At 66.5% G+C, this 19,335-nt stretch carries 21 protein-coding genes; 9 read left to right on the top strand and 12 right to left on the bottom strand.

Annotated elements, in window-relative coordinates:
• Positions 1–12: 12 nt before the first annotated feature.
• Together C7T96_RS07495 and C7T96_RS07490 are read left to right on the top strand one after the other, a co-directional pair.
• Positions 13–513, top strand: a complete 501-nt coding sequence (locus C7T96_RS07495) for a YbjN domain-containing protein (protein ID WP_106570595.1) — start codon at positions 13–15, stop codon at positions 511–513.
• 40 nt (positions 514–553) lie between these two features.
• Positions 554–913: a tRNA-binding protein gene (locus tag C7T96_RS07490; protein WP_106570931.1), complete on the top strand. Its 360-nt coding sequence runs from the start codon at positions 554–556 to the stop codon at positions 911–913.
• 197 nt (positions 914–1,110) lie between these two features.
• Here the strand turns inward: C7T96_RS07490 and C7T96_RS07485 are convergent, their stop codons facing one another.
• On the bottom strand, positions 1,111–1,584 hold the full coding sequence (locus C7T96_RS07485) for a MarR family transcriptional regulator (protein WP_106570594.1): 474 nt from the start codon (positions 1,582–1,584) through the stop codon (positions 1,111–1,113).
• 102 nt (positions 1,585–1,686) lie between these two features.
• On the opposite strand from C7T96_RS07485, the gene C7T96_RS07480 reads away from it, so the two are divergent.
• The 3 genes from C7T96_RS07480 to C7T96_RS07470 are packed head-to-tail and all read left to right on the top strand — an operon-like array spanning position 1,687 to position 6,417.
• On the top strand, positions 1,687–3,462 hold the full coding sequence (locus C7T96_RS07480) for an N-acetylglutaminylglutamine amidotransferase (protein WP_106570593.1): 1,776 nt from the start codon (positions 1,687–1,689) through the stop codon (positions 3,460–3,462).
• A gap of 4 nt (positions 3,463–3,466) precedes the next feature.
• Entirely contained in the window at positions 3,467–5,293 is a 1,827-nt protein-coding gene (ngg, locus tag C7T96_RS07475; protein ID WP_106570592.1) for an N-acetylglutaminylglutamine synthetase, read from the top strand.
• The gene (locus C7T96_RS07470; protein ID WP_106570591.1) at positions 5,290–6,417 is read left to right on the top strand and encodes an osmoprotectant NAGGN system M42 family peptidase; all 1,128 of its coding nucleotides are present in this window, start codon (positions 5,290–5,292) and stop codon (positions 6,415–6,417) included. Before ngg ends, C7T96_RS07470 begins: the two co-directional genes overlap by 4 nt.
• 20 nt (positions 6,418–6,437) lie before the next feature.
• On the opposite strand, the gene C7T96_RS07465 is transcribed toward C7T96_RS07470, so the two are convergent.
• The 5 genes from C7T96_RS07465 to C7T96_RS07445 form a co-directional block, all read right to left on the bottom strand.
• A complete protein-coding gene (locus tag C7T96_RS07465) occupies positions 6,438–7,118 on the bottom strand; it encodes an RES family NAD+ phosphorylase (protein WP_199190430.1) in 681 nt (226 codons plus the stop codon).
• Complete coding sequence (locus C7T96_RS07460) at positions 7,115–7,531, bottom strand: antitoxin Xre-like helix-turn-helix domain-containing protein (protein ID WP_106570590.1); 417 nt, start codon at positions 7,529–7,531, stop codon at positions 7,115–7,117. Before C7T96_RS07460 ends, C7T96_RS07465 begins: the two co-directional genes overlap by 4 nt.
• Positions 7,532–7,602: 71 nt before the next feature.
• A complete protein-coding gene (locus tag C7T96_RS07455) occupies positions 7,603–8,898 on the bottom strand; it encodes an ATP-binding protein (RefSeq protein WP_238719905.1) in 1,296 nt (431 codons plus the stop codon).
• Positions 8,899–9,078: 180 nt separating this feature from the next.
• On the bottom strand, positions 9,079–9,783 hold the full coding sequence (locus C7T96_RS07450) for a response regulator transcription factor (RefSeq protein ID WP_106570588.1): 705 nt from the start codon (positions 9,781–9,783) through the stop codon (positions 9,079–9,081).
• Positions 9,776–10,309, bottom strand: a complete 534-nt coding sequence (locus C7T96_RS07445; protein ID WP_106570929.1) for a MarR family transcriptional regulator — start codon at positions 10,307–10,309, stop codon at positions 9,776–9,778. Before C7T96_RS07445 ends, C7T96_RS07450 begins: the two co-directional genes overlap by 8 nt.
• 238 nt (positions 10,310–10,547) lie before the next feature.
• Here C7T96_RS07445 and C7T96_RS07440 point away from each other — a divergent pair, with 238 nt between their 5' ends.
• From C7T96_RS07440 to C7T96_RS07430, 3 genes are all read left to right on the top strand, one after another.
• Positions 10,548–11,444: a branched-chain amino acid aminotransferase gene (locus C7T96_RS07440; RefSeq protein ID WP_106570587.1), complete on the top strand. Its 897-nt coding sequence runs from the start codon at positions 10,548–10,550 to the stop codon at positions 11,442–11,444.
• 154 nt (positions 11,445–11,598) lie between these two features.
• Complete coding sequence (locus C7T96_RS07435; RefSeq protein WP_106570586.1) at positions 11,599–11,883, top strand: hypothetical protein; 285 nt, start codon at positions 11,599–11,601, stop codon at positions 11,881–11,883.
• A 140-nt stretch (positions 11,884–12,023) separates the two neighbouring features.
• Complete coding sequence (locus tag C7T96_RS07430) at positions 12,024–12,665, top strand: MBL fold metallo-hydrolase (RefSeq protein ID WP_106570585.1); 642 nt, start codon at positions 12,024–12,026, stop codon at positions 12,663–12,665.
• Between the two features lie 65 nt (positions 12,666–12,730).
• Here the strand turns inward: C7T96_RS07430 and C7T96_RS07425 are convergent, their stop codons facing one another.
• From C7T96_RS07425 to C7T96_RS07415, 3 genes are all read right to left on the bottom strand, one after another.
• Positions 12,731–13,189 (bottom strand): BA14K family protein, encoded by a 459-nt coding sequence (locus C7T96_RS07425; RefSeq protein ID WP_106570584.1) that lies wholly within the window; start codon positions 13,187–13,189, stop codon positions 12,731–12,733.
• A 307-nt stretch (positions 13,190–13,496) separates the two neighbouring features.
• Positions 13,497–13,712: a cold-shock protein gene (locus C7T96_RS07420; protein ID WP_106570583.1), complete on the bottom strand. Its 216-nt coding sequence runs from the start codon at positions 13,710–13,712 to the stop codon at positions 13,497–13,499.
• Positions 13,713–13,972: 260 nt separating this feature from the next.
• Positions 13,973–14,362 carry a hypothetical protein gene (locus C7T96_RS07415; protein WP_106570582.1) on the bottom strand — a complete coding sequence of 130 codons (390 nt, stop codon included), beginning with the start codon at positions 14,360–14,362 and terminating at the stop codon, positions 13,973–13,975.
• Between the two features lie 314 nt (positions 14,363–14,676).
• Here C7T96_RS07415 and C7T96_RS07410 point away from each other — a divergent pair, with 314 nt between their 5' ends.
• Entirely contained in the window at positions 14,677–14,904 is a 228-nt protein-coding gene (locus C7T96_RS07410) for a hypothetical protein (protein WP_127599494.1), read from the top strand.
• A gap of 22 nt (positions 14,905–14,926) precedes the next feature.
• Here the strand turns inward: C7T96_RS07410 and uvrB are convergent, their stop codons facing one another.
• The 3 genes from uvrB to C7T96_RS07395 all read right to left on the bottom strand — a co-directional run bounded on the left by uvrB (position 14,927) and on the right by C7T96_RS07395 (position 19,328).
• Entirely contained in the window at positions 14,927–17,980 is a 3,054-nt protein-coding gene (gene uvrB / locus C7T96_RS07405; RefSeq protein ID WP_106570580.1) for an excinuclease ABC subunit UvrB, read from the bottom strand.
• Positions 17,981–18,095: 115 nt separating this feature from the next.
• Positions 18,096–18,524, bottom strand: coding sequence for a GNAT family N-acetyltransferase (locus C7T96_RS07400; protein WP_106570579.1), 429 nt, complete (start codon positions 18,522–18,524; stop codon positions 18,096–18,098).
• Between the two features lie 288 nt (positions 18,525–18,812).
• Entirely contained in the window at positions 18,813–19,328 is a 516-nt protein-coding gene (locus C7T96_RS07395; RefSeq protein ID WP_106570578.1) for a histidine phosphatase family protein, read from the bottom strand.
• Positions 19,329–19,335: the final 7 nt, after the last annotated feature.

Here is a 19,335-nt window from a genome sequence, read left to right as displayed (position 1 = left end):
AGGGAATTTTTGATGAGCCTTCTGGAACTCGACATCGCGCGTACCGCGCATCCCGTCGATGTCATCGAGCAGGTCGCGCACGCGAATGACTGGGCCTTCGAACGCGCCGGAGACGACGAGATCGCGATTTCGGTCGCCGGCAACTGGACCGACTATCACATCTCCTTTTCGTGGATGGAGGAATACGAGGCGCTGCATCTGGCCTGCGCCTTCGACATCAAGGTCACCGATGCCCGGGTGATGGAGGTCATGCGGCTGTTGGCGCTGATCAACGAACAGATGCTGATCGGCCATTTCGATCTGTGGGAGCAGGAGGGGGCGATCATGTTCCGCCAGGCGCTGCTGCTGGCCGGCGGTGCCGAGCCGACCGCGCAGCAGGTCGAGATGCTGCTGGCAAGCGCGCTCGAGGCCTGCGAGTGCTATTTCCAGGCTTTCCAGTTCGTCGTCTGGTCGGGGGTTTCGGCGCGCGACGCGCTGTCGGGCACTCTGTTCGAGACCCAGGGCAACGCCTGACGCGCCTGCCTGGCGCTGTTTGAAGAAGCGGATCGCGACCATGAGCCAGGAGACCGAGCGCAAGCCCGAGATCGGCTTTGCCGATTTCGACAAGGTCGATATCCGCATCGGCACGATCGTGGCCGCCGAGCCCTATCCCGAGGCCCGCAAGCCGGCGATCAAGCTGCGGATCGATCTCGGCCCCGCGATCGGCATCAAGAAATCCTCCGCGCAGATCACCAAGCACTACCGGCCCGACGAACTGGTCGGCCGCCAGGTGATGGCGGTGGTGAATTTTCCGCCGCGCCAGATCGGGAAATTCCTGTCGGAAGTGCTGACCCTGGGCTTTCCGGACGAGGAGGGGGCCGTGGTGCTGGCCACGGTCGACAAAAACGTCCCGGACGGCGGCCGCCTGTTTTAAACCCGGTCCGGATATCGCCTTTCCTCAGGAGAGCGGCCGCTGCTTGCACCTTGCCGGTCCGGCGTCGGCAATGAGCACCGGCGCGTGCGCTTCAGCGCCTCAGTCTCAGTCGATCTTCCGCAGCGGGTCGCCGCCGTCGCTTTGAAGCACACCGCCCGGCTTGAGCGCGGCGGCCATTTTTCGGCGTCCGGCGGCGCCTAGGCCCTGCCCATCAGCCCGGCCAGTTCCTCCAGCCCGGCGAGGATCGCCCGGCGCCGCTTTTCGGGCAGGGCGGCAAAGCGGGTGACGAAGTCGACGCCGAAAAAACCCGGCGTGTTGGTGACCATGTCGCGGCCCTTTTCGGTCAGCCTTGTGTAGACGATGCGCCGGTCGGTGGTCGAGCGATAGCGCTCGACGATGGCGCGGCTTTCCAGATTGTCGAGGATGGTGACGACCGTCGCCGGGCTGAGATCGGCGTAGTGGGAAAGGGCGTTGGTGGTCACTTCGCCCAGTTCGGCGACCCCCATCAGGACAACGAGCTGCGGCGTCGTCAGCCCGCTGGCGCGGGCGAGCGCACGCGACTGCAGGTCGGTCGCGCGCACGACCCGGCGGATCGATTTCATAAGGCCGCGCAGCTCCCCGGTCGGGAACGTTTCGTCGCGTCGCGCGTTCAGGGTCTGTTGTTCGTCCATCGACAGCCGGCAATCATTTGACTTCTAATCATTCGAACTATAATAAACCGGCGACGAAAGCAATGGCATCCCTTAAGACACTGGAGGTTTGAACGCGCGCCTATGTGCGGCATTTGTGGTGAAATCAGATTCGACAGGGCGGAGCCTTCCGCCATCGCAATTTCAAAAATGGCTGATGCGCTGGCGCCGCGCGGGCCGGACGGTTCGGGTATCGTCATCCACGGCAATGCCGGCTTCGGCCATCGCCGGCTGAAGATCATCGATCTGTCCGAGCGCGCGCGCCAGCCGATGAGCGACCCGGAACTCGGTCTGACCATCGCCTTCAACGGCTGCATCTACAATTATCCCGAATTGCGCGCCGAACTGGAGGCAAAAGGCTACCGCTTCTTTTCCACCGGCGACACGGAAGTGATCCTGAAGGCCTGGCATGCCTGGGGCGAGCGCTGCGTGGAACGTTTTCACGGCATGTTCGCCTTCGTGCTCCAGGAGCGCGAGACCGGCCGCATCGTCATGGCGCGCGACCGCTTCGGCATCAAGCCGCTCTATCTGAGCGAAAATCCCGAGCGGCTGCGGTTCGCCTCGTCGCTGCCGGCGCTCTTGGCGGCGGGCGACGTCGACACCGGCATCGATGCGGCGGCCCTGCATAATTACATGTCGTTTCATGCCGTGGTGCCGCCGCCGCGCACCATCCTTGCCGGCGTGCGCAAATTGCCGCCGGCGACGATCCGCGTCATCGAAGCCGACGGCAGCAGCCGTCAGAGCATCTACTGGGATCCGCCCTTCGCCCGCGATCCGGCCGACAGCGGCGTGTCGTCGGAGGAATGGCGCGAGCGGGTTCTCGAGGCGCTCAGGCTCGCCGTCAAGCGGCGCATGGTGGCCGACGTTCCCGTCGGCGTGTTGCTGTCGGGCGGCGTCGATTCCAGCCTGATCGTCGGCCTGCTGGCCGAGGCCGGCCAGACCGGGCTGATGAGCTTTTCGGTCGGTTTCGAGGAGGCGAACGGCGAAAAGGGCGACGAATTCGTCTATTCCGACCTGATCGCCAAGACTTTTGGCACCGACCACCACAAGATCTTCGTGCCCTCGGACAATCTCATGGACGCGCTGCCCGGCACGATCGCGGCCATGTCGGAGCCGATGGTGTCCTACGACAATGTCGGCTTCTACCTGCTCAGCCAGGAGGTTTCCAAGCATATCAAGGTGGTGCAGTCGGGCCAGGGCGCGGACGAGATTTTTGCCGGCTATCACTGGTATCCGCCGCTGATGAACTCTAACGACGTGGTCGGCGACTACGCCAAGGTTTTCTTCGACCGCACGCATGAAAAGCTGAAGACGCAGCTCGGGGCGGACTGGATCGACGGTGTCGACCCCAGCCGCGAACTGGTCGAGGCCCATCTGACCCGTTCGGGCGCCGACACGCCGGTCGACCGGGCGCTGAGGCTCGATTCGACCGTCATGCTGGTCGACGATCCGGTCAAGCGGGTCGACAACATGACCATGGCCTGGGGGCTGGAGGCGCGTGTGCCGTTCCTCGACCACGAATTGGTGGAACTCGCCGCGCGCATTCCGCCGGAGGAAAAAATCCGCGACGGTGGCAAGGGTGTGCTCAAGGACGTCGCCCGCCAGATCGTGCCGAGCGAGGTGATCGACCGCAAGAAGGGCTATTTTCCCGTTCCCCAGCTCAAATATGTCGACGGCCCCTATCTGGACATGGTGCGCGACGCGCTGACCTCGCAGGCGGCGCGCGAGCGCGGTCTGTTCCGCAAGGACTATCTCGAGACGCTGTTTGCCGCGCCCTCGGATCACATCACGCCGCTGCGCGGGTCCGAATTGTGGCAGGTGGGCCTGCTCGAGATGTGGCTCCAGACGCATGGGATCTAGCCCAATGACCAAGGATCGCGGCGCGGAATCCAAATCCCACCCCATCCGCGCGGACAAGGCGCTCGGCCACCGGCTCAAGCGGCTGCGCGCGGATTCGCTGAAACCGCCGATCGCGCACGGCGAGGGCGAGCACGAGGCCATGCGCGAGGCGGTGGCGCTCGATTGCGGCTGGGGGCGGCTTTTGTTCGCGCAGACCTTTCCCGACAATGAGAGCATCATCGCTGCGCTGGAGGAGGAGGGCGACAAGCGCCGCGACATCGCGTTCTATATCCGCGACCCGCACGTGGTCCTGGCGCTCGCGCCGCAGGAGACGTTTCTCGATCCCTCGCACACCTACCGGCTCGACCTGCCGACCTACCGGCCGAGCCGGCGCAAGCCGCGCAGCTACTTCGTGCGCCGTCTGTCCTCGCGCGACGATGCCGAGGCCGTCAACGCGATCTATGCCGCGCGCGGCATGGTCACGGTCGATCCGGACTTCTTCTGGGCCCAGCGCGACAGCCGCTCGATCACCTATTTCGTGGCCGAGGAGGAGGCGACCGGCGAGGTGATCGGCACGGTGACCGGCATCGATCACCAGCGGCTTTTCGGCGATCCCGAACGGGGCTCGTCGCTGTGGTGTCTGGCCGTCCATCCCCAGTCGCGCCATCCCGGCATCGGCGAGATGCTGGTGCGCCGGCTGGCCGAGCATTTCCAGGCCCGCGGCGCCGCCTTCCTGGACCTGTCGGTGATCCACGACAACGAACAGGCGATCGCGCTTTACGAAAAGCTCGGGTTCCGCCGCATTCCGATCTTCGCCGTCAAGCGCAAGAACTCCATCAACGAAAAACTGTTCGCCACGCCGATCCAGGAGCACGACGCGCTCAATCCCTATGCGCGCATCATCGTCGACGAAGCCCGCCGGCGCGGTATCAAGGTCGAGGTGACGGACGCCGAGGGCGGCTTCTTCCGGCTGACCTATGGCGGGCGCTCCGTCCATTGCCGCGAAAGCCTCTCGGAAATGACCTCGGGCGTGGCGGTGTCGATCTGCGACGACAAGGCGGTGACGCGCCGCGTGGTCGCGCGCGCCGGACTTGCCGTGCCCGAGCAGATCGCGGCCGACGCGGATGCCGGCAATGTGGCCCCGTTCCTGAAACGCCACGCCAGCGTGGTGGTGAAGCCGGCGCGCGGCGAGCAGGGGCGCGGCGTCGCGGTCGGGCTCCAGACCATGGACGAGGTCGTCAAGGCGGTCGCCGAGGCCAGAAGCGTGTCGGACCGGGTTCTGGTCGAATCCTGTTTCGACGGCGAAGATCTGCGCCTGGTGGTGATCGACGGCAAGCTGGTCGCCGCCGCCGTGCGCCGCCCGCCGCTGGTCGTCGGCGATGGCGAGCACGACGTGCGCACGCTGATCGAGCACCAGTCGCGCCGCCGCGCCGCGGCCACTGGCGGCGAAAGCAGGATCCCGATCGACGACGAAACCGTGCGCTGCCTCGGCGCCCAGTCGATCGCGCTCGACCAGGTGCTTGCGGCCGGTCGCGAGATCGTGGTGCGCAAGACCGCCAATCTGCACACCGGCGGCTCGATCCACGACGTCACCGGCATCGTGCATCCGCGCCTGGTCGAGGCCGGCTGCGCGGCGGCCAGGGCAATCCGCATCCCCGTCGTCGGGATCGATCTGATGGTCAAGTCGCCGACCGAGCCCGACTATGTCTTCATCGAGGCCAATGAGCGCCCGGGCCTGGCCAATCACGAACCGCAGCCGACGGCCGAGCGTTTCATCGACCTTCTGTTTCCCCACGCGCGCATGCCCTGGGCGGAGATTTCGGGCTCCGAAGGGGCGGAGGTGGCTCCATGAGCGGCGGGATTGCGATTGACACCGCCTATTTGGTCGAGCAACTCAAGGCGCTTCTGGCGATCGACAGCCCGACCGGCTTCACCGACACGGTCGTGCGCCATTGCACCGAGGAGCTGGAACGGTTGGGCCTGACGCCGGAACTGACACGGCGCGGGGCGATCCGGGCGGTGCGCCAGGGCAGCCGGCGCGAGGGTGCGCGCTCGGTCGTGGCCCATCTCGACACGCTTGGCGCCCAGGTGAAGCTGGTCAAGCCGAACGGGCGCCTCGATCTGGTGCCGATCGGCAACTGGTCGGCGCGTTTCGCCGAGGGCGCGCGCGCCAACATCTATTCCGAAGACCGACATTTCCGTGGCGGGATCCTGCCGCTCAAGGCGTCCGGCCACACCTATAATGACGAGATCGACACCCAGCCGGTCGGCTGGACCAATCTGGAGCTGAGGGTCGACGAGCGCACGACCTCCTACGAGGAGACCCGGGCCCTGGGGATCGATGTCGGCGACATCGTCGCCATCGACCCGCAGCCGGAATTCCTCGACAGCGGCTTCATCGTGTCGCGCCATCTCGACGACAAGGCCGGCGCGGCGGTCACGCTGGCCACGATCGAGGCGCTGGAGCGCGCCGGTGCGCGCACGCCGGTCGACATCCATTTCCTGTTCACGATCGCCGAGGAGGTCGGCACCGGCGCCACGGCGATCGTCGCGCCGGAGGTCGCCTCGATGGTGACGGTCGACAACGGCACCAGCGCGCCCGGGCAGAATTCGTCGGAATTCGGCGTCACCGTCGCCATGGCCGACCAGACCGGACCGTTCGACTATCATTTGACCAAGAAGCTGGTCGAGCTGTGTCGCGAGAACGAGATCGACTTCCAGAAGGACGTGTTCCGTTTCTACCGTTCCGATTCGGCGTCGGCGGTGGAGGCCGGGCACGACGTGCGCACGGCGCTCGTCGCCTTCGGGGTGGATGCCTCGCACGGCTACGAGCGTGTCCACGAACACGCGCTGCATTCGATCGCGCGGCTTTTGACGGCCTACGTCACCAGTCCGCTGGAGATCCAGCGCGACGTGGAGGAGATTTCCGACATGGAAGGCTTTACCGAACAGCCGACCGCCGATCGCGATGACTGAGGCCGGGCGGCGGTGCCCGCTCAGTCGGTGGTGACAGTATAGTCGGGCGTTCCGCTCCACTGCAATTTCCAGCGCGCGCCGGGGCGCACGTTCTGCACGCAATGCGGCTCGAAGGCGACCAGGCAGGTGCCGCCCGGCCGGCGCGTCGAGGGGTAGATCAGCCCGCGCGCGCCATCCTCGCGCAGCGCGCGGGCAAGGGCCTGTCCGGCCGGATAGCCGACGGCGGGGTCGGGATCGAGACAGGTGAGGGCGCCATCGAGGCCGCGCAGGTCGTGATAGTCGCCGATGAAGCCGGCCAGCAGCGCCTGGTAGACGCCTTCGTCGTGATAACGGCCGATACGGGCGAGTTCGCGGGTGCGGTGATAGCCGATCTCGGCCAGCGCGGTCAGATCCTCGAAGGCGGCGTACCAGGCGCCGCGCGTCCCGTCATTGAAGCGGTTTCCCTCAGGCCTCGTATAGGCGAAGGCGGCGTTGACATGGGTGTGCCCCCAGGCGCGGTACAGCAATTCGCGCGCGTCGAGCCCGCCGACCTCGCCCCTTTCGGCGCGCAGCCGCCGGCTGGTCAGTCCCTCGATCTCGGCCAGCAGCGCCAGTTCCTCGTCCGTGTCGACGAGCGGGCGCAGCACCGGCGGCTTGAAATAGGCCGTCGAGATCAGCCGTACCGTCGCCGGTTCGGCGATCGCGGTGATGGAAGGGGTCAAGCGCCGCCCCTCAGTGCATCGACATGGTCGCGCGCCTGCAGGATCGCCGGCAGGCCGCCCGCGATCATCACGTCGACCGGCCGGCGGCCGCCGAAGGCGGGACCGGTATTGGCAAGCCGGACCCATTCGTCGGCGAGCGGGTCGCTGAAATAAAGATGCAAGCCCTTGTAAAGGCCGATCAGTCCGCTCGCCCGCAGCAATTGATCCTGCGACAGGCGGCCGGTCCACGATCCGGTCTTGACCCGCGCCCAGGTGCGGGCCGAAACGTCGAGCAGGCCGGCAGCCTCCTCGTTGCGCAACCGCCAGGCGTCGGCGATGCGCGCGCAGGCCTTGGCCGCGACGGCGGCCCGGTCGACCGGCGCGGCGCCTTCCGGGGTCCGCCGTGCGTTTGGCGCGTTCGATCTGGATTTCATGTTTGCCATCTGGCATTGAATATAAGGCCACTTGGCAGAAATATCAAATCACGCGATGGCGCGGCCGCTGCTCAGGCCGGAACGCGCACGACACAGCGCAGGCCGCCGAGCGGGCTGTCGTCGAGGGTTATGTCGCCGCCATGGCTGCGCGCGATATCGCGGGCGATCGAGAGCCCGAGCCCGGTGCCGCCCGAATCCTGGTTGCGCGCCTCGTCGAGGCGCACGAAGGGACGGAACACGTGCTCGCGCTCCTGCGCCGGAATGCCCGGACCGTCGTCGTCCACGGTGACGATCAGCGAGCCGGGCCCGTGGATCGCGGTGATGTGGACGGATTTGGCGTAGCGGAAGGAATTGCCGACCAGGTTGGTCACCAGTCGGGAGAAGGCGGTCGGCCGGACGTGTACCTCCGGATCGCCCGACAATTGCACCGTCAGCGTCCGGCCGCGCAATTTGGCTTCCTCGGTCAGCTTGGCAAACAGCGTTTCCAGATTGATGCGGCCGGTGTCTTCCAGCGCCTCGCCGCGCGCGAAGGACAGGTAGCCTTCCAGCATGGACTGCATGTCCTCGATGTCGTTGTCGAGCGCGGCCACGTCGGTCTTGCCGCCGGACACGGCCAGTTGCAGGCGGAAGCGGGTCAGGATGGTGCGCAGGTCGTGGCTGACGCCGGTCAGCATGGCGGTACGCTGCTCGATCTGGCGTTCGATGCGTTCGCGCATCTGCAGGAAGGCGAGCCCGGCGCGGCGCACTTCCTCGGCCCCGCGCGGGCGGAAATCCTCCGGCGTCGGCCGTCCCTTGCCGAAACTCTCGGCCGCCTCGGCCAGTTGCTGGATCGGGCGGATCTGGTTGCGCAGGAACAACACCGCGATGATGATCAGCACCAGCGAGGTGCCGCCCATCCACAACAGGAAAATATGCGTGTTGGAGGCGTAGGCCTGGCTGCGCCGGGCAAACACCCGCAGAACCTGCTCGTCGAGCTGGATGCGGATTTCCACGACGTTGGAATTGCCGACCGTGTCGATCCAGAACGGCCGGTTGATCTGGCTGGTGATTTCCGCGCTCAAAATCTGGTCGAGGATGGAAAAGAACGGTTTCGGCCCCGGCGCCGGCAGCGGGTCGGGCGGCATGATGTCGACCCGCAGCGACAGCCGCTCCTGGGCGATGCGCACCGCGTTTTGCTTGCCGCGCTCGTCGGGATAGGTCTCGATCAGGTCGATGATGGCGGCGATGTCGCGCGTCACCGCCGTCGACAGGCGCTGGGTCACCGTCTGCCAGTGCCGCTCCATGAACACGAACGCCACCACCGACTGCAGCAGGATCATCGGCGCGATCACGATGATCAGCGAGCGCGCGTAGAGCCGCTTGGGCATGCGGCGCGACACCTTGCGCCAGAAACGCCGCCAGATATTGGGAACGGGGCTGACGACACGCGCCAGCCTGCGGCCCAGGCCGGGCCGCTCGGTCGCGGAAGTTCCGTTCGTGGTTGCCATCTGGAGCGCCCGTGGAGTGCTGCCGTTTCGCCCGTCGCGCAACGCGCGGGCCGGAACAGTCTATTCCACGCTCAGCCTGTAACCAACACCGCGCACCGTCTGAAGCCAGACAGGATTGGCCGGATCGCGCTCGATCTTGCGCCGCAGGCGGTTGATCTGGACGTCGATTGTGCGTTCGCCCACTTCGGTGTCGCCGCTGACCAGTTCGTGGCGCGGTATGGTCTCGCCCGGCCGTTCGGCGAAGATCGCCAGGATTTCCTGCTCGCGATCGGTGAGCTTGATGCCTTTGCCGGCCTTTTTCAGCTCCCGGCGGGCGATCTGGAACGTATAGGGGCCGAACACGATCTGTTCGACCTTCGGCGATTGGGGCGGGCCGCCGCGGCGCAGAATGTTGTTGATGCGCAGGATCAGTTCGCGCGGATCGAACGGTTTGGGCAGATAGTCGTCGGCGCCGGCCTCGAGCCCGGTGATGCGGTTGTCGGTTTCCGACAGCGCGGTCAGCATCAGGATGGGGACATCGCGGCTTTCGCGCAGCGCCTTGGTCAAGTCGACGCCGCTTTCGCCCGGCATCATGACGTCGAGCACGATCAGGTCGAAGTCCAGCCCGGCAAGGTGGCGCCGCGCCGCGTCCGCCGTCTCGGCCACGGTGACGCGGAAACCGTTGGTGGTCAGGAACTGGCTGAGCAGGGTGCGGATGCGGGTGTCGTCGTCGACCACGAGAAGATGCGGCGCGTCGTCGGCGGGAATGATCATTTCGTCAGCCATCGTCGGATCCCAAAGTGCCCGGCCTGCCCGGCAGATTGTCGATCTGCGCGCGCAGATCGGGGTTCACCATCGCCTTGAGGAAACCTTCTATCACATCGCGCTTGTCGCGGCCCGTCTCCTTCAGCGCCGCATCGATGCGCCGAGACTGTGGCCGCGCGAGGGCAAGGGCGAGCGCGCGGCCGCGCTGGGTGGGGTAAAGCTCGCGCTGGCGGCGGTCCTTCGGTCCGGGAAGCTGCACGATATGGCCGGTGTCGATCAGTTGCTTGAGCACGCGCGCCAGGCTTTGCTTGGTGATCTTCAGCACGTCGAGCAGTTCGGCCACCGTCAGACCGGGCATGCGGTTGACGAAGTGCAGCACGCGATGATGCGCGCGGCCGAAACCGTCGGCGGCGAGAATCTGGTCCGGGTCGGAGGTGAAATCGCGATAGGCGAAGAAAAGCAGCTCGATAATGTCCAGATCGATCCCGTCGGCGCGCGACAGCGCCGTGCGGATCGGTACCGGTTCGTGTTCGTCCTTGCCTGGCATCATGGTTCCGTTGGTAAAAAATATGTCAGCCTTGTTGACATATATCGAGCCGACTGGTAATTTTCGACAAGCTTTTCGGCAGATTGCGAACGAAAAGGCAAGGCGTTTCCGGATTGGGGATGGATCCTTCCCTTTGCATTTCGCACCATGATTGGCGACACTTTCAATTCAACACGGGAACCGGCGTGAAATTCCGGTACGTTGTCACACATGCGGCGCTGGTCCGCAGGAGGTAAACATGGCATCCGTTCCATTCGATCAGCTTGACGGTCACATCTGGATGAACGGTGAGTTCGTGGCGTGGGGCGATGCCAAGGTGCATGTGCTGACGCACGGTCTTCACTATGCCAGTGCGGTGTTCGAAGGCGAGCGCGCCTATGGCGGCGAGATTTTCAAGCTCACCGAGCACAGCGAACGGCTGCACGAATCGGCGCGCATCCTCGGCTTCACGATACCCTGGTCGGTCGCCGAGATCGACCAGGCCAGTCGCCAGCTTCTCACGATGCAGGGTTTCAGCGACGCCTATGTGCGCCCGATCGCCTGGCGCGGCAGCGAGCAGATGGGCGTTTCGGCCCAGAATAACCGCATCAACTGCGCCATCGCGATCTGGCAGTGGCCGAGCTATTTCGATCCCGAGCAGAAGCTGAAAGGCATCCGCCTCGACATCGCCGAATATCGCCGGCCCGATCCGCGCACCGCGCCCTGCAAGTCCAAGGCGGCCGGTCTCTATATGATCTGCACGCTGTCCAAACACGCCGCCGAGGCCAAGGGCTATGCCGACGCGCTGATGTTCGACTGGCGTGGCCACGTCGCCGAAGCCACCGGTGCCAACGTGTTCTTCGTCAAGGACGGCGTCATCCATACGCCGAAGCCGGACTGTTTCCTCGACGGCATCACCCGCCGCACGGTGATCGAGCTTGCGCGCCGGCGCGGCTACGAGGTCGTCGAGCGGACCATCCTGCCCGAGGAGATGGACGGTTTCCAGGAATGTTTCCTGACCGGAACGGCCGCCGAGGTGACGCCGGTGTCGGAAATCGGACCCTACCGTTTCCAGCCCGGCGAGTTCTCCCGCAATCTGATGGCCGACTACTCGGCCGAGGTCCATCCCAGGCGCGCGGTGGCCGCTGCGGAATAGATAGCGGTCGTTTATGACCGTGGCGAAGGGGTTGCGGCCGCGATTTAAGAAAATGCGTGAAACCCCGCCGCTATAGATTTGACTCCGGGGCGCATTGCCTTTTCGATGGCCATGCCGGCAGCGGGACCGGCTTGGCCACGGAGGGTAAAACGACATGGAAGCGCTACTTCCCATCATTGTTCAGTTGGTGACCGGCGCCATTGGCGGGCACGCGGTTTCGGGCGCGCTCAAGCAGCAGGCGGTCAGCGCGATCCTGCGCACCGTCGTCGGCGCGATCGGCGGCGTCGGCGGCGGCACGATCATCGGTTCGCTGCTGGGGGATCCGGCGACCGCCGGCGCGCTTGGCGGCATGCTCGGCGATGCGGTTGGCGGGGCCGCCGGCGGTGGCATCCTGACCGGCATTGTCGGCGCGGTGATGCAGTCGATGAAAAAGAGCTGAGCCGGCCTGTCCGGCCGGTGGGCAAGGGCGGCCGCGTGGGCCGCCCTTTTTCGTTCGCCGCGTAGAGTCCTCGCCCCCGGGACGGGTGGACGCTCCCGCACCCGGCCGTTATGGGAGGGGCGACCAACGAGGAAAGCGCCATGGGACAGCTCAACGCCGGCATCATTCCAGTCACGCCGTTCCAGCAGAACTGCACGATCCTGTTCGATACCGACACCAAGCACGGTGTGGTCGTCGATCCGGGCGGCGAGGTCGAACGCATCCGCGCGGCCGTCGAGGAGAATGGGCTGTCGATCGAGGCTATCTGGCTGACGCATGGCCATATCGACCATGCCGGCGGCGCGATGGACCTGAAGGAGGCGCTCGGCGTCGATATTGTCGGCCCGCACGAGGCCGACCGGCAGATGCTGCTCAATCTCGAGGAGCAGGCAAAAATGTTCGGCCTTGCCGATCCGGTGCGCAATTGCGTGCCGGACCGGTTTCTGGCCGAGGGCGAAACGGTGCGTTTCGGCGCTCACGATTTCGAGGTCCTGCATTGTCCCGGACATGCGCCGGGCCATGTCGTGTTCTTCAACCGCGCGGCCCAGTTCGCCCATGTTGGCGACGTCCTGTTCAACGGTTCGATCGGGCGCACCGACCTGCCGGGCGGCGACCACGAGACGCTGATCCGCTCGATCAAGGAAAAATTGCTGCCGCTCGGCGACGAGGTCGGGTTTATTTGCGGCCACGGGCCGGGCGGCCGCTTCGGCGACGAGCGGCGCAGCAATCCGTTTCTAGTGTAGGTGCCGCGAAAAGGAAAACCCCGCCCGCGAAGCGGACGGGGCAGCGTGCGCGTCTTGGCTGGAGGTCAGTCGGCGACGCAGAAATGGTCCCTGCCGTCATAGCCGCGATAGGTGCCGGTGCTGACGTTGAAGGAGCGATAGCGCTGCTGGCAATAGCGCATCCATTCGCGGCTCCAGGGCTGATAGTCGCTGCCGGCATAGGGATCGGCATTGACGACGCGCCGGCGATACGGGCGCGGCTGGGGCGCCGGCGGGAAATCGTCGAAGCCGGCATCGCGGTAGTCGTCGACATAGGCCGGTTCCCGGTCCGCGCTGCTGACGGCGCCGACGATCAGGCCGCCGACCACCAGGCCGAGAATGCCGGCGGCGAGCAGGTCCTCCTGGGTGTTCTGGCGATGATTGACCTCGGGATGGCGCGGACGATGCTCGCGCCAGCGCTGCCCGGCACTGGCTTCCAACACCGGTACGAGTGTGGTCGCGGCGACCGCGGTGGTGAGAAGCAGGGATTTGAGAAAACGGTTCATCAAGCTCTCCATGAAAGCGCCGGCGCGAAAGGCGGGCCGGAATTGGCGCTGTTTTAGAAGGGCGCGACTGAACGCTGGCTGAACGGCGCGTTCAGCAAGAATAGGGTTTTGAAACAACGGGCTGGTTGTCGACGCAATCGGGCGGCGGCGGTGGCGCGAAACGGGGACGTGCCGGCTGGACGGTCGTGTGACAGGGCGGTCCGGCAGGGTCGCCGCCGGCGGATGGCCGGCGCGGACGAGGCCCGGCCGCGTGGCCGGGTTTGAGCGCGGGACCGGCGGTCCCGCGACGCGAAAGCGTGCGTATGTCTCAGGCGAGCATCAGGTTGACCGCCTTGGGGCCCTTGCCGCGTCGGTCGGGTTCGGTGTCGAAGGTGACCTTTTGTCCGTCTTCCAGTCCGGTCAGGCCGGATGCCTGGACCGCCGAAATATGGACGAAAATGTCCTTGGCGCCGTCGTCGGGCGTGATGAAGCCATAACCCTTGGCATGGTTGAAGAACTTGACGGTTCCGGTCATCTGACCCATCGGAATCTCCTTTCTCCCGTCAGGTTGCTCGGTTTGCGGGCATGCCGCATGTCATCGGTCGTTCACTGGGGGAGAAGAAACAGTCGGATCGACGCCGGGGCGGTGCCAGGGGCCCTCTCGTTTCGCGATCCACCCGGGCGCCACGAGGGGCAGTCCAAAGCCGGGGCATGCCATTCCAGTCTCCGGGCCGGCAAATGCCCGAATGCGGAATTTGTCCCCTATTTTTTCGTTGGCGGCAAGCGCGGATTTGCCGGTCGGCCTCAGTTGCCGATCGCCGGTTCGCTCGAGCGGCGGATGATGCGGATGCGGCAATCATCGCCGACATGGCGATGATAGATGCGGCCTGCGCCCGGCACGCGATGAAGCCGCGGGGCGCGGTGGCAGTCCGCCGGCTTGCGGCGCTCAGCCGTTTCGTCGGCGACCGGCCGGCAGTCGCGCCGGCGGTGGTGATGGCGCAGCGTCTTGCCGAACTCCGGCACGAAATGGCGGCGCGTGTCCTGGTGGCAGCCGCCGGCCGGGATCGCGGCCGCCGTACCGGGCGGCGTCGACGGCGCTGCCGCAAATAATGGCGCGGCCGCGGCGCCGGACAGGGCAGCCAGGCCGAGGGCTGCGGACAGGAACAGGCATGCGGCGGTGCTACGAAGCGTCAAGGTCCGTCTCCCGGTCTGGTGGTCCACTGCTCAATCTGGGGCCTGAGAGGCCGTCGATCCAACGGGCGCTTCGACAAACGGGGTTTTGCCTTAACGAAAGGTGAAGCAGGCCGCAAACCCGGCGCTGGCGCGCAATGGGCGGTGCGGATGGCGCATCGTGTGGGCTTGCCATGCGGTTTCCGGTGCCGTTGGGTTACCGAACGGCACAAACTGTGATCGCGCCTGCCGATCCATGTCCGCATTTCATGCGTTAGATTTAAAGGTTGGCCGAGAAACGATCGTCAATGGAGCCGGCCCGACAGGAGGCCAAGGAGATGACCCGCCCCACGCAATCCCCCCGCCGCAAGCCCGTCCCGGCGCCGCCGCGCCCCAAGGAGGCGCGCGAGGCGATCCGACAGGTGGTGGAGGCGGTGTGCTGTGAACTTGGCGTGTCCGCCCGCCAGCGCGCGCGGCGCGCCGCGATCGAACAAAGGATCACGGTCGCCTACCACCACGGTCCGCGCCAGCCGCTCGACCTCGTCCGCGCCGGGCTGGAGGGCTGATCGCGCAGCCCTATGACTGCGCCTACCGGCCCGGCCGGCCGCTCTTTTTCGGCCGCCGCGCGCGGCGTTCGTCGGCCGGGTCCTCGTAGGAGCCGGCGCCGGCGCGGTGGCGCTTGACCGGCTTGGCCTCCTCGGGCGGCGCCGGCGGCTCGCCACCGAGCGGCTTTTCGGTGCGTCCGACCGTCATCTCGTCGAGCGTGTTCTTGCGGAACAGGGATTGTTCCCCGCCCGGCCGCTCTTCGCCCGGCGTGCCGTAATCGGGACCGTGCGCCTGGCGGTGCGACTGCTTTTTGAACAGCGAGCGTGGCACCGCGCCGGCCGGGGTGGCGTGGTCGCCCGAACCGCCCATGTCGTCGAGCGCCGGCTTGGAAAACAGGCTGTCGCCGCCCGCCGCCGCGCCGCCGGCGCCACGCGGTTTCGCCGCTTTGCCCCTGGCCTTGTCGCGCCGGCTCCTTTGCGTGTTCTCCACGCCGGTATCGCGGGCCATCGGGTCGTCCATGACCGCCAGCTCGGTCTCCTGCAGGCGCTTGATCTCGTCGCGCAGACGGGCCGCCTCCTCGAAATCGAGATCGGCGGCGGCGTCGCGCATCTTCTTTTCCAGATGCTCGACATGCGATTTGAGATTGTGGCCGACCAGCGCGCCTTCCTCGGTGTGGCTGGAAATGTCGGCGCGCACATGGTCGCGCTCGTAGACCGAATCGAGAATGTCGGCGATGCGCGATTTCACGCTCTCCGGCGTGATGCCGTTTTCGGCGTTCCAGGCGAGCTGCTTTTCGCGCCGGCGCGCGGTCTCGGCCATGGCGCGTTCCATCGAGCCGGTCACCGTGTCGGCGTAAAGAATGACGCGGCCGTCGACATTGCGCGCCGCGCGGCCGATCGTTTGCACCAGCGAGGTCTCGGAGCGCAGGAACCCTTCCTTGTCGGCGTCGAGAATGGCGACGAAGCCGCATTCGGGAATGTCGAGCCCTTCGCGCAACAGGTTGATGCCGACCAGGCAGTCGAAGGCGCCGAGGCGCAGGTCTCGGATGATTTCGATGCGCTCCAGCGTGTCGATGTCGGAGTGCATGTAGCGCACGCGGATGCCCTGTTCGTGCAGATATTCGGTCAGGTCCTCGGCCATGCGCTTGGTCAAGACGGTGCACAGCGTGCGGTAGCCGCGGCGCGCGGTGTCGCGGATCTCGCCCAGGACGTCGTCGACCTGGGTCTTGGCCGGGCGCACCTCGACCGGCGGGTCGATAAGCCCGGTCGGGCGGATCACCTGTTCGGCGAACACGCCGCCGGACTGCTCCATCTCCCAGCCGCCCGGCGTCGCCGACACCGCGACGGTCAGCGGCCGCATCGCGTCCCACTCCTCGAAGCGCAGCGGCCGGTTGTCCATGCACGAGGGCAGGCGGAAGCCGTATTCGGCCAGCGTCGCCTTGCGGCGGAAGTCGCCGCGATACATGCCGCCGATCTGCGGGATCGTCACATGGCTTTCGTCGACGAACACCAGCGCGTTGTCGGGCACGTACTCGAACAGCGTCGGCGGCGGCTCGCCCGGCGCGCGGCCGGTCAGGTAACGCGAATAATTCTCGATGCCGGCGCACGAGCCGGTCGCGTCCAGCATTTCCAGGTCGAAGCGGGTGCGCTGTTCGAGCCGCTGCGCCTCCAAGAGCCGGCCTGCCTTCTCCAACTCGTCGAGGCGGTGGGCGAGCTCTTGCTTGATCGACCGGGTCGCCTGGTTCAGCGTCGGCCGCGGCGTCACATAGTGCGAATTGGCGTAGATCTTCACCGATTTCATGTCGCCGGTCTTGTGGCCGGTCAGGGGATCGAATTCGGTGATCGTCTCGATCTCGTCGCCGAACAGCGATATGCGCCAGGCGCGGTCCTCCAGGTGGGCCGGGAAGATCTCGATCGTGTCGCCGCGCACCCGGAACGAGCCGCGCACGAAATTCACGTCCTGGCGCTTATATTGCTGGGCGACGAGGTCGGCGAGAAGCTGGCGCTGGTCGAGCCGGTCGCCGACCTGCATCTGGAAGGTCATCGCCGTATAGGTCTCGACCGAGCCGATACCGTAGATGCACGACACCGAGGCGACGATGATGACGTCGTCGCGCTCCAGCAGCGAACGCGTCGCGGCGTGGCGCATGCGGTCGATCTGCTCGTTGATCGAGGATTCCTTCTCGATATAGGTGTCGGTGCGCGGGACGTAGGCCTCCGGCTGGTAATAATCGTAGTAGGAAACGAAATATTCGACCGCGTTTTCGGGAAAAAACTGCTTGAACTCGCCGTAGAGCTGGGCGGCGAGCGTCTTGTTCGGCGCCAGGATCAGCGCCGGACGCTGCGTCGCCTCGATCACCTTGGCCATGGTGAAGGTCTTGCCCGAGCCGGTGACGCCGAGCAGAACCTGGGTGCGCTCGCCGGTATCGACGCCTTCCACGAGGTCGCGAATGGCGGTCGGCTGGTCGCCGGAGGGCTGGTACTCCGTCACCATGCGGATCGGCACGCCGCCTTCCGACTTTTCGGGCCGTTCGGGCCGGTGCGGCGTCCACAGCTTGCCGTTCTTGTGCAGCGGGTTGCCGCTTTCGATCAGCTTCGACAGCGCCTCCACCGTCGCGGTGACGCTGGAACTGGCGAGCGTGCCGGCGTCCTCGAGCGAGATGTCGAGGCCGGCGACCGGGTTCAGGCCGGCGGCCGCGCGGTCCTTGGCGGAGGCCGCGCCGCCCATCGAGGTGCCGCGCGCCGTCTTGGTCGGGGCGCCGGAGCGTTCGGGCACTTTTTTCGACGGCCGCGCGGCTGGTTCTCCGGCGGCCTTGACGCGGTGCTTGCCGGCGGCCGAGCGAATGGCGCGCATCTCCGTCGCGCGGGCGTCCGCCTCGGCGGCGCGTTCCATCTCGCGGGCCCAGTCCGATACCGATCCCGACAGCGGCGCGCCGGACATATCCTTTTGCGGCGCTTCCGCAAAACCGCCGTCGCCGCGATCGAGCGGTTCGGCGGCGTCGTGAAAATCGGTCAGCGGGCTGCGCCGCTTGCGCGTGCCGGGCGCTTTGTCGTCCTTGGCCGGGCGCGGCGCCTTGTTGTCGGATTTGGAAGCCATGCCGGGAATATGGAGAGAGTCCGGCCGAAAGGGAAGGGTTCGGGCCGGTGCGCTTAAGCCGGCGCGTCGCGCCTCCTGACAGGCCGGTGTCAGGACGGCGACGCGCCGGTCGCGGTCAGGCCGGATAGCGCAGGCGGATCACCGGATGGCCGGTCGGCTCGTCGACATGCCGTCCGGTTTCCACGAACCCGTAACCGGCATAGAAACGCCGGCCGACGGCATTGTCCACGAACACGTCGAGTTCGAGGCTGCCGCGACGGGCAACGGCGTCGTCCACCAGCGCGCGGCCAAGGCCGCGGCCGTGAAAGGCGGGGTCGAGGAACAGGCCGCCGACCTGATCGCCGAGCAGCGACAGGAAGCCGACCGGCCGCCCGTCTGCCCAGACCGTGCGGGTATCGGCCGCCGGCAGGTAGACATCGCGGATGTTGCCGGCCTCGCGCTGCAGAAAATCCTCGCCGAGGAAGGGATGGGCGAGGCGGCTGGCCTTGAGCCAGATATCGACGATGGCGTCGTCATCGACGCCGGGGCGGTAGGTCTTGATCATGGTTCGCTCATGTCCGGTTCGGGCAACCACAAACACGCACCGGAAACCGGCGCGGCAGGCTGCCTATTCACGATATTGGTAAGCCAAACGAACAGGGGGCCCGACTTCCTGCGGGCCTCGTCCGTTTGCGGGGCGTTGCCGCCCCTCCTTTACCGGGACATAAAACCTCCGATCATTCGCCGAGCTGCTAGCGCGGATTGCAAGGACGCGCAAGTTCGTGTTCGCCGCTGCGTCCGCCGACTGTCCCGGCTCCGCTGACGTCTATCGCAGCGCCGGTCGCGAACGCAGCTAGCCGAAATCGCGCGGCTTCAGGAAGGCGGCGAGCCGGGCGGCGCCCGATGTCAACGTGGACCAGTGCGTTGCCACCTCGAACCGGGCCAGGGCCGCGGTCGGGAATTTCGTTCGCAGCCGCGCCAGCGCGGCCGCGTCGGAGCCCGGCCCGGCGAGGGTTTCGGCCAGGCGCTCCAGTCCCGGATTGTGGCCGACGACGACAAGCCGACGGATCGCGGGCGGCACGGACCGGATCGTCTCCAGAATGATCTCGGGTTCGGCTTCGTAAATCTCGGGGGCGAGCCGGGTCTCGACCGGACGCGGCAATTCGGCTGCGACCAGTGCCCAGGTCTGCCGGGTGCGCAGGGCGGGCGAAACCAGCGCCAGTTCGGGCACCCAGCCGTGCCGGGCCATCGCGCGCGCCATGACCGGCGCCGCCTTGCGGCCGCGCGCGGCGAGCGGCCGGTCGGCATCGTCGAGCGTGGCATCGTCCCAGCTCGACTTGGCATGGCGCAGCAGCAGGAGTTCGCGCATCTGGTCA

This window comes from Nitratireductor sp. StC3 (assembly GCF_003015025.1).
GTDB lineage: Bacteria > Pseudomonadota > Alphaproteobacteria > Rhizobiales > Rhizobiaceae > Mangrovimarina > Mangrovimarina alexandrii.
The sequence above is the reverse complement of the archived record's forward strand: the minus strand, read 5'-3'. Positions and strand labels throughout refer to the sequence as shown.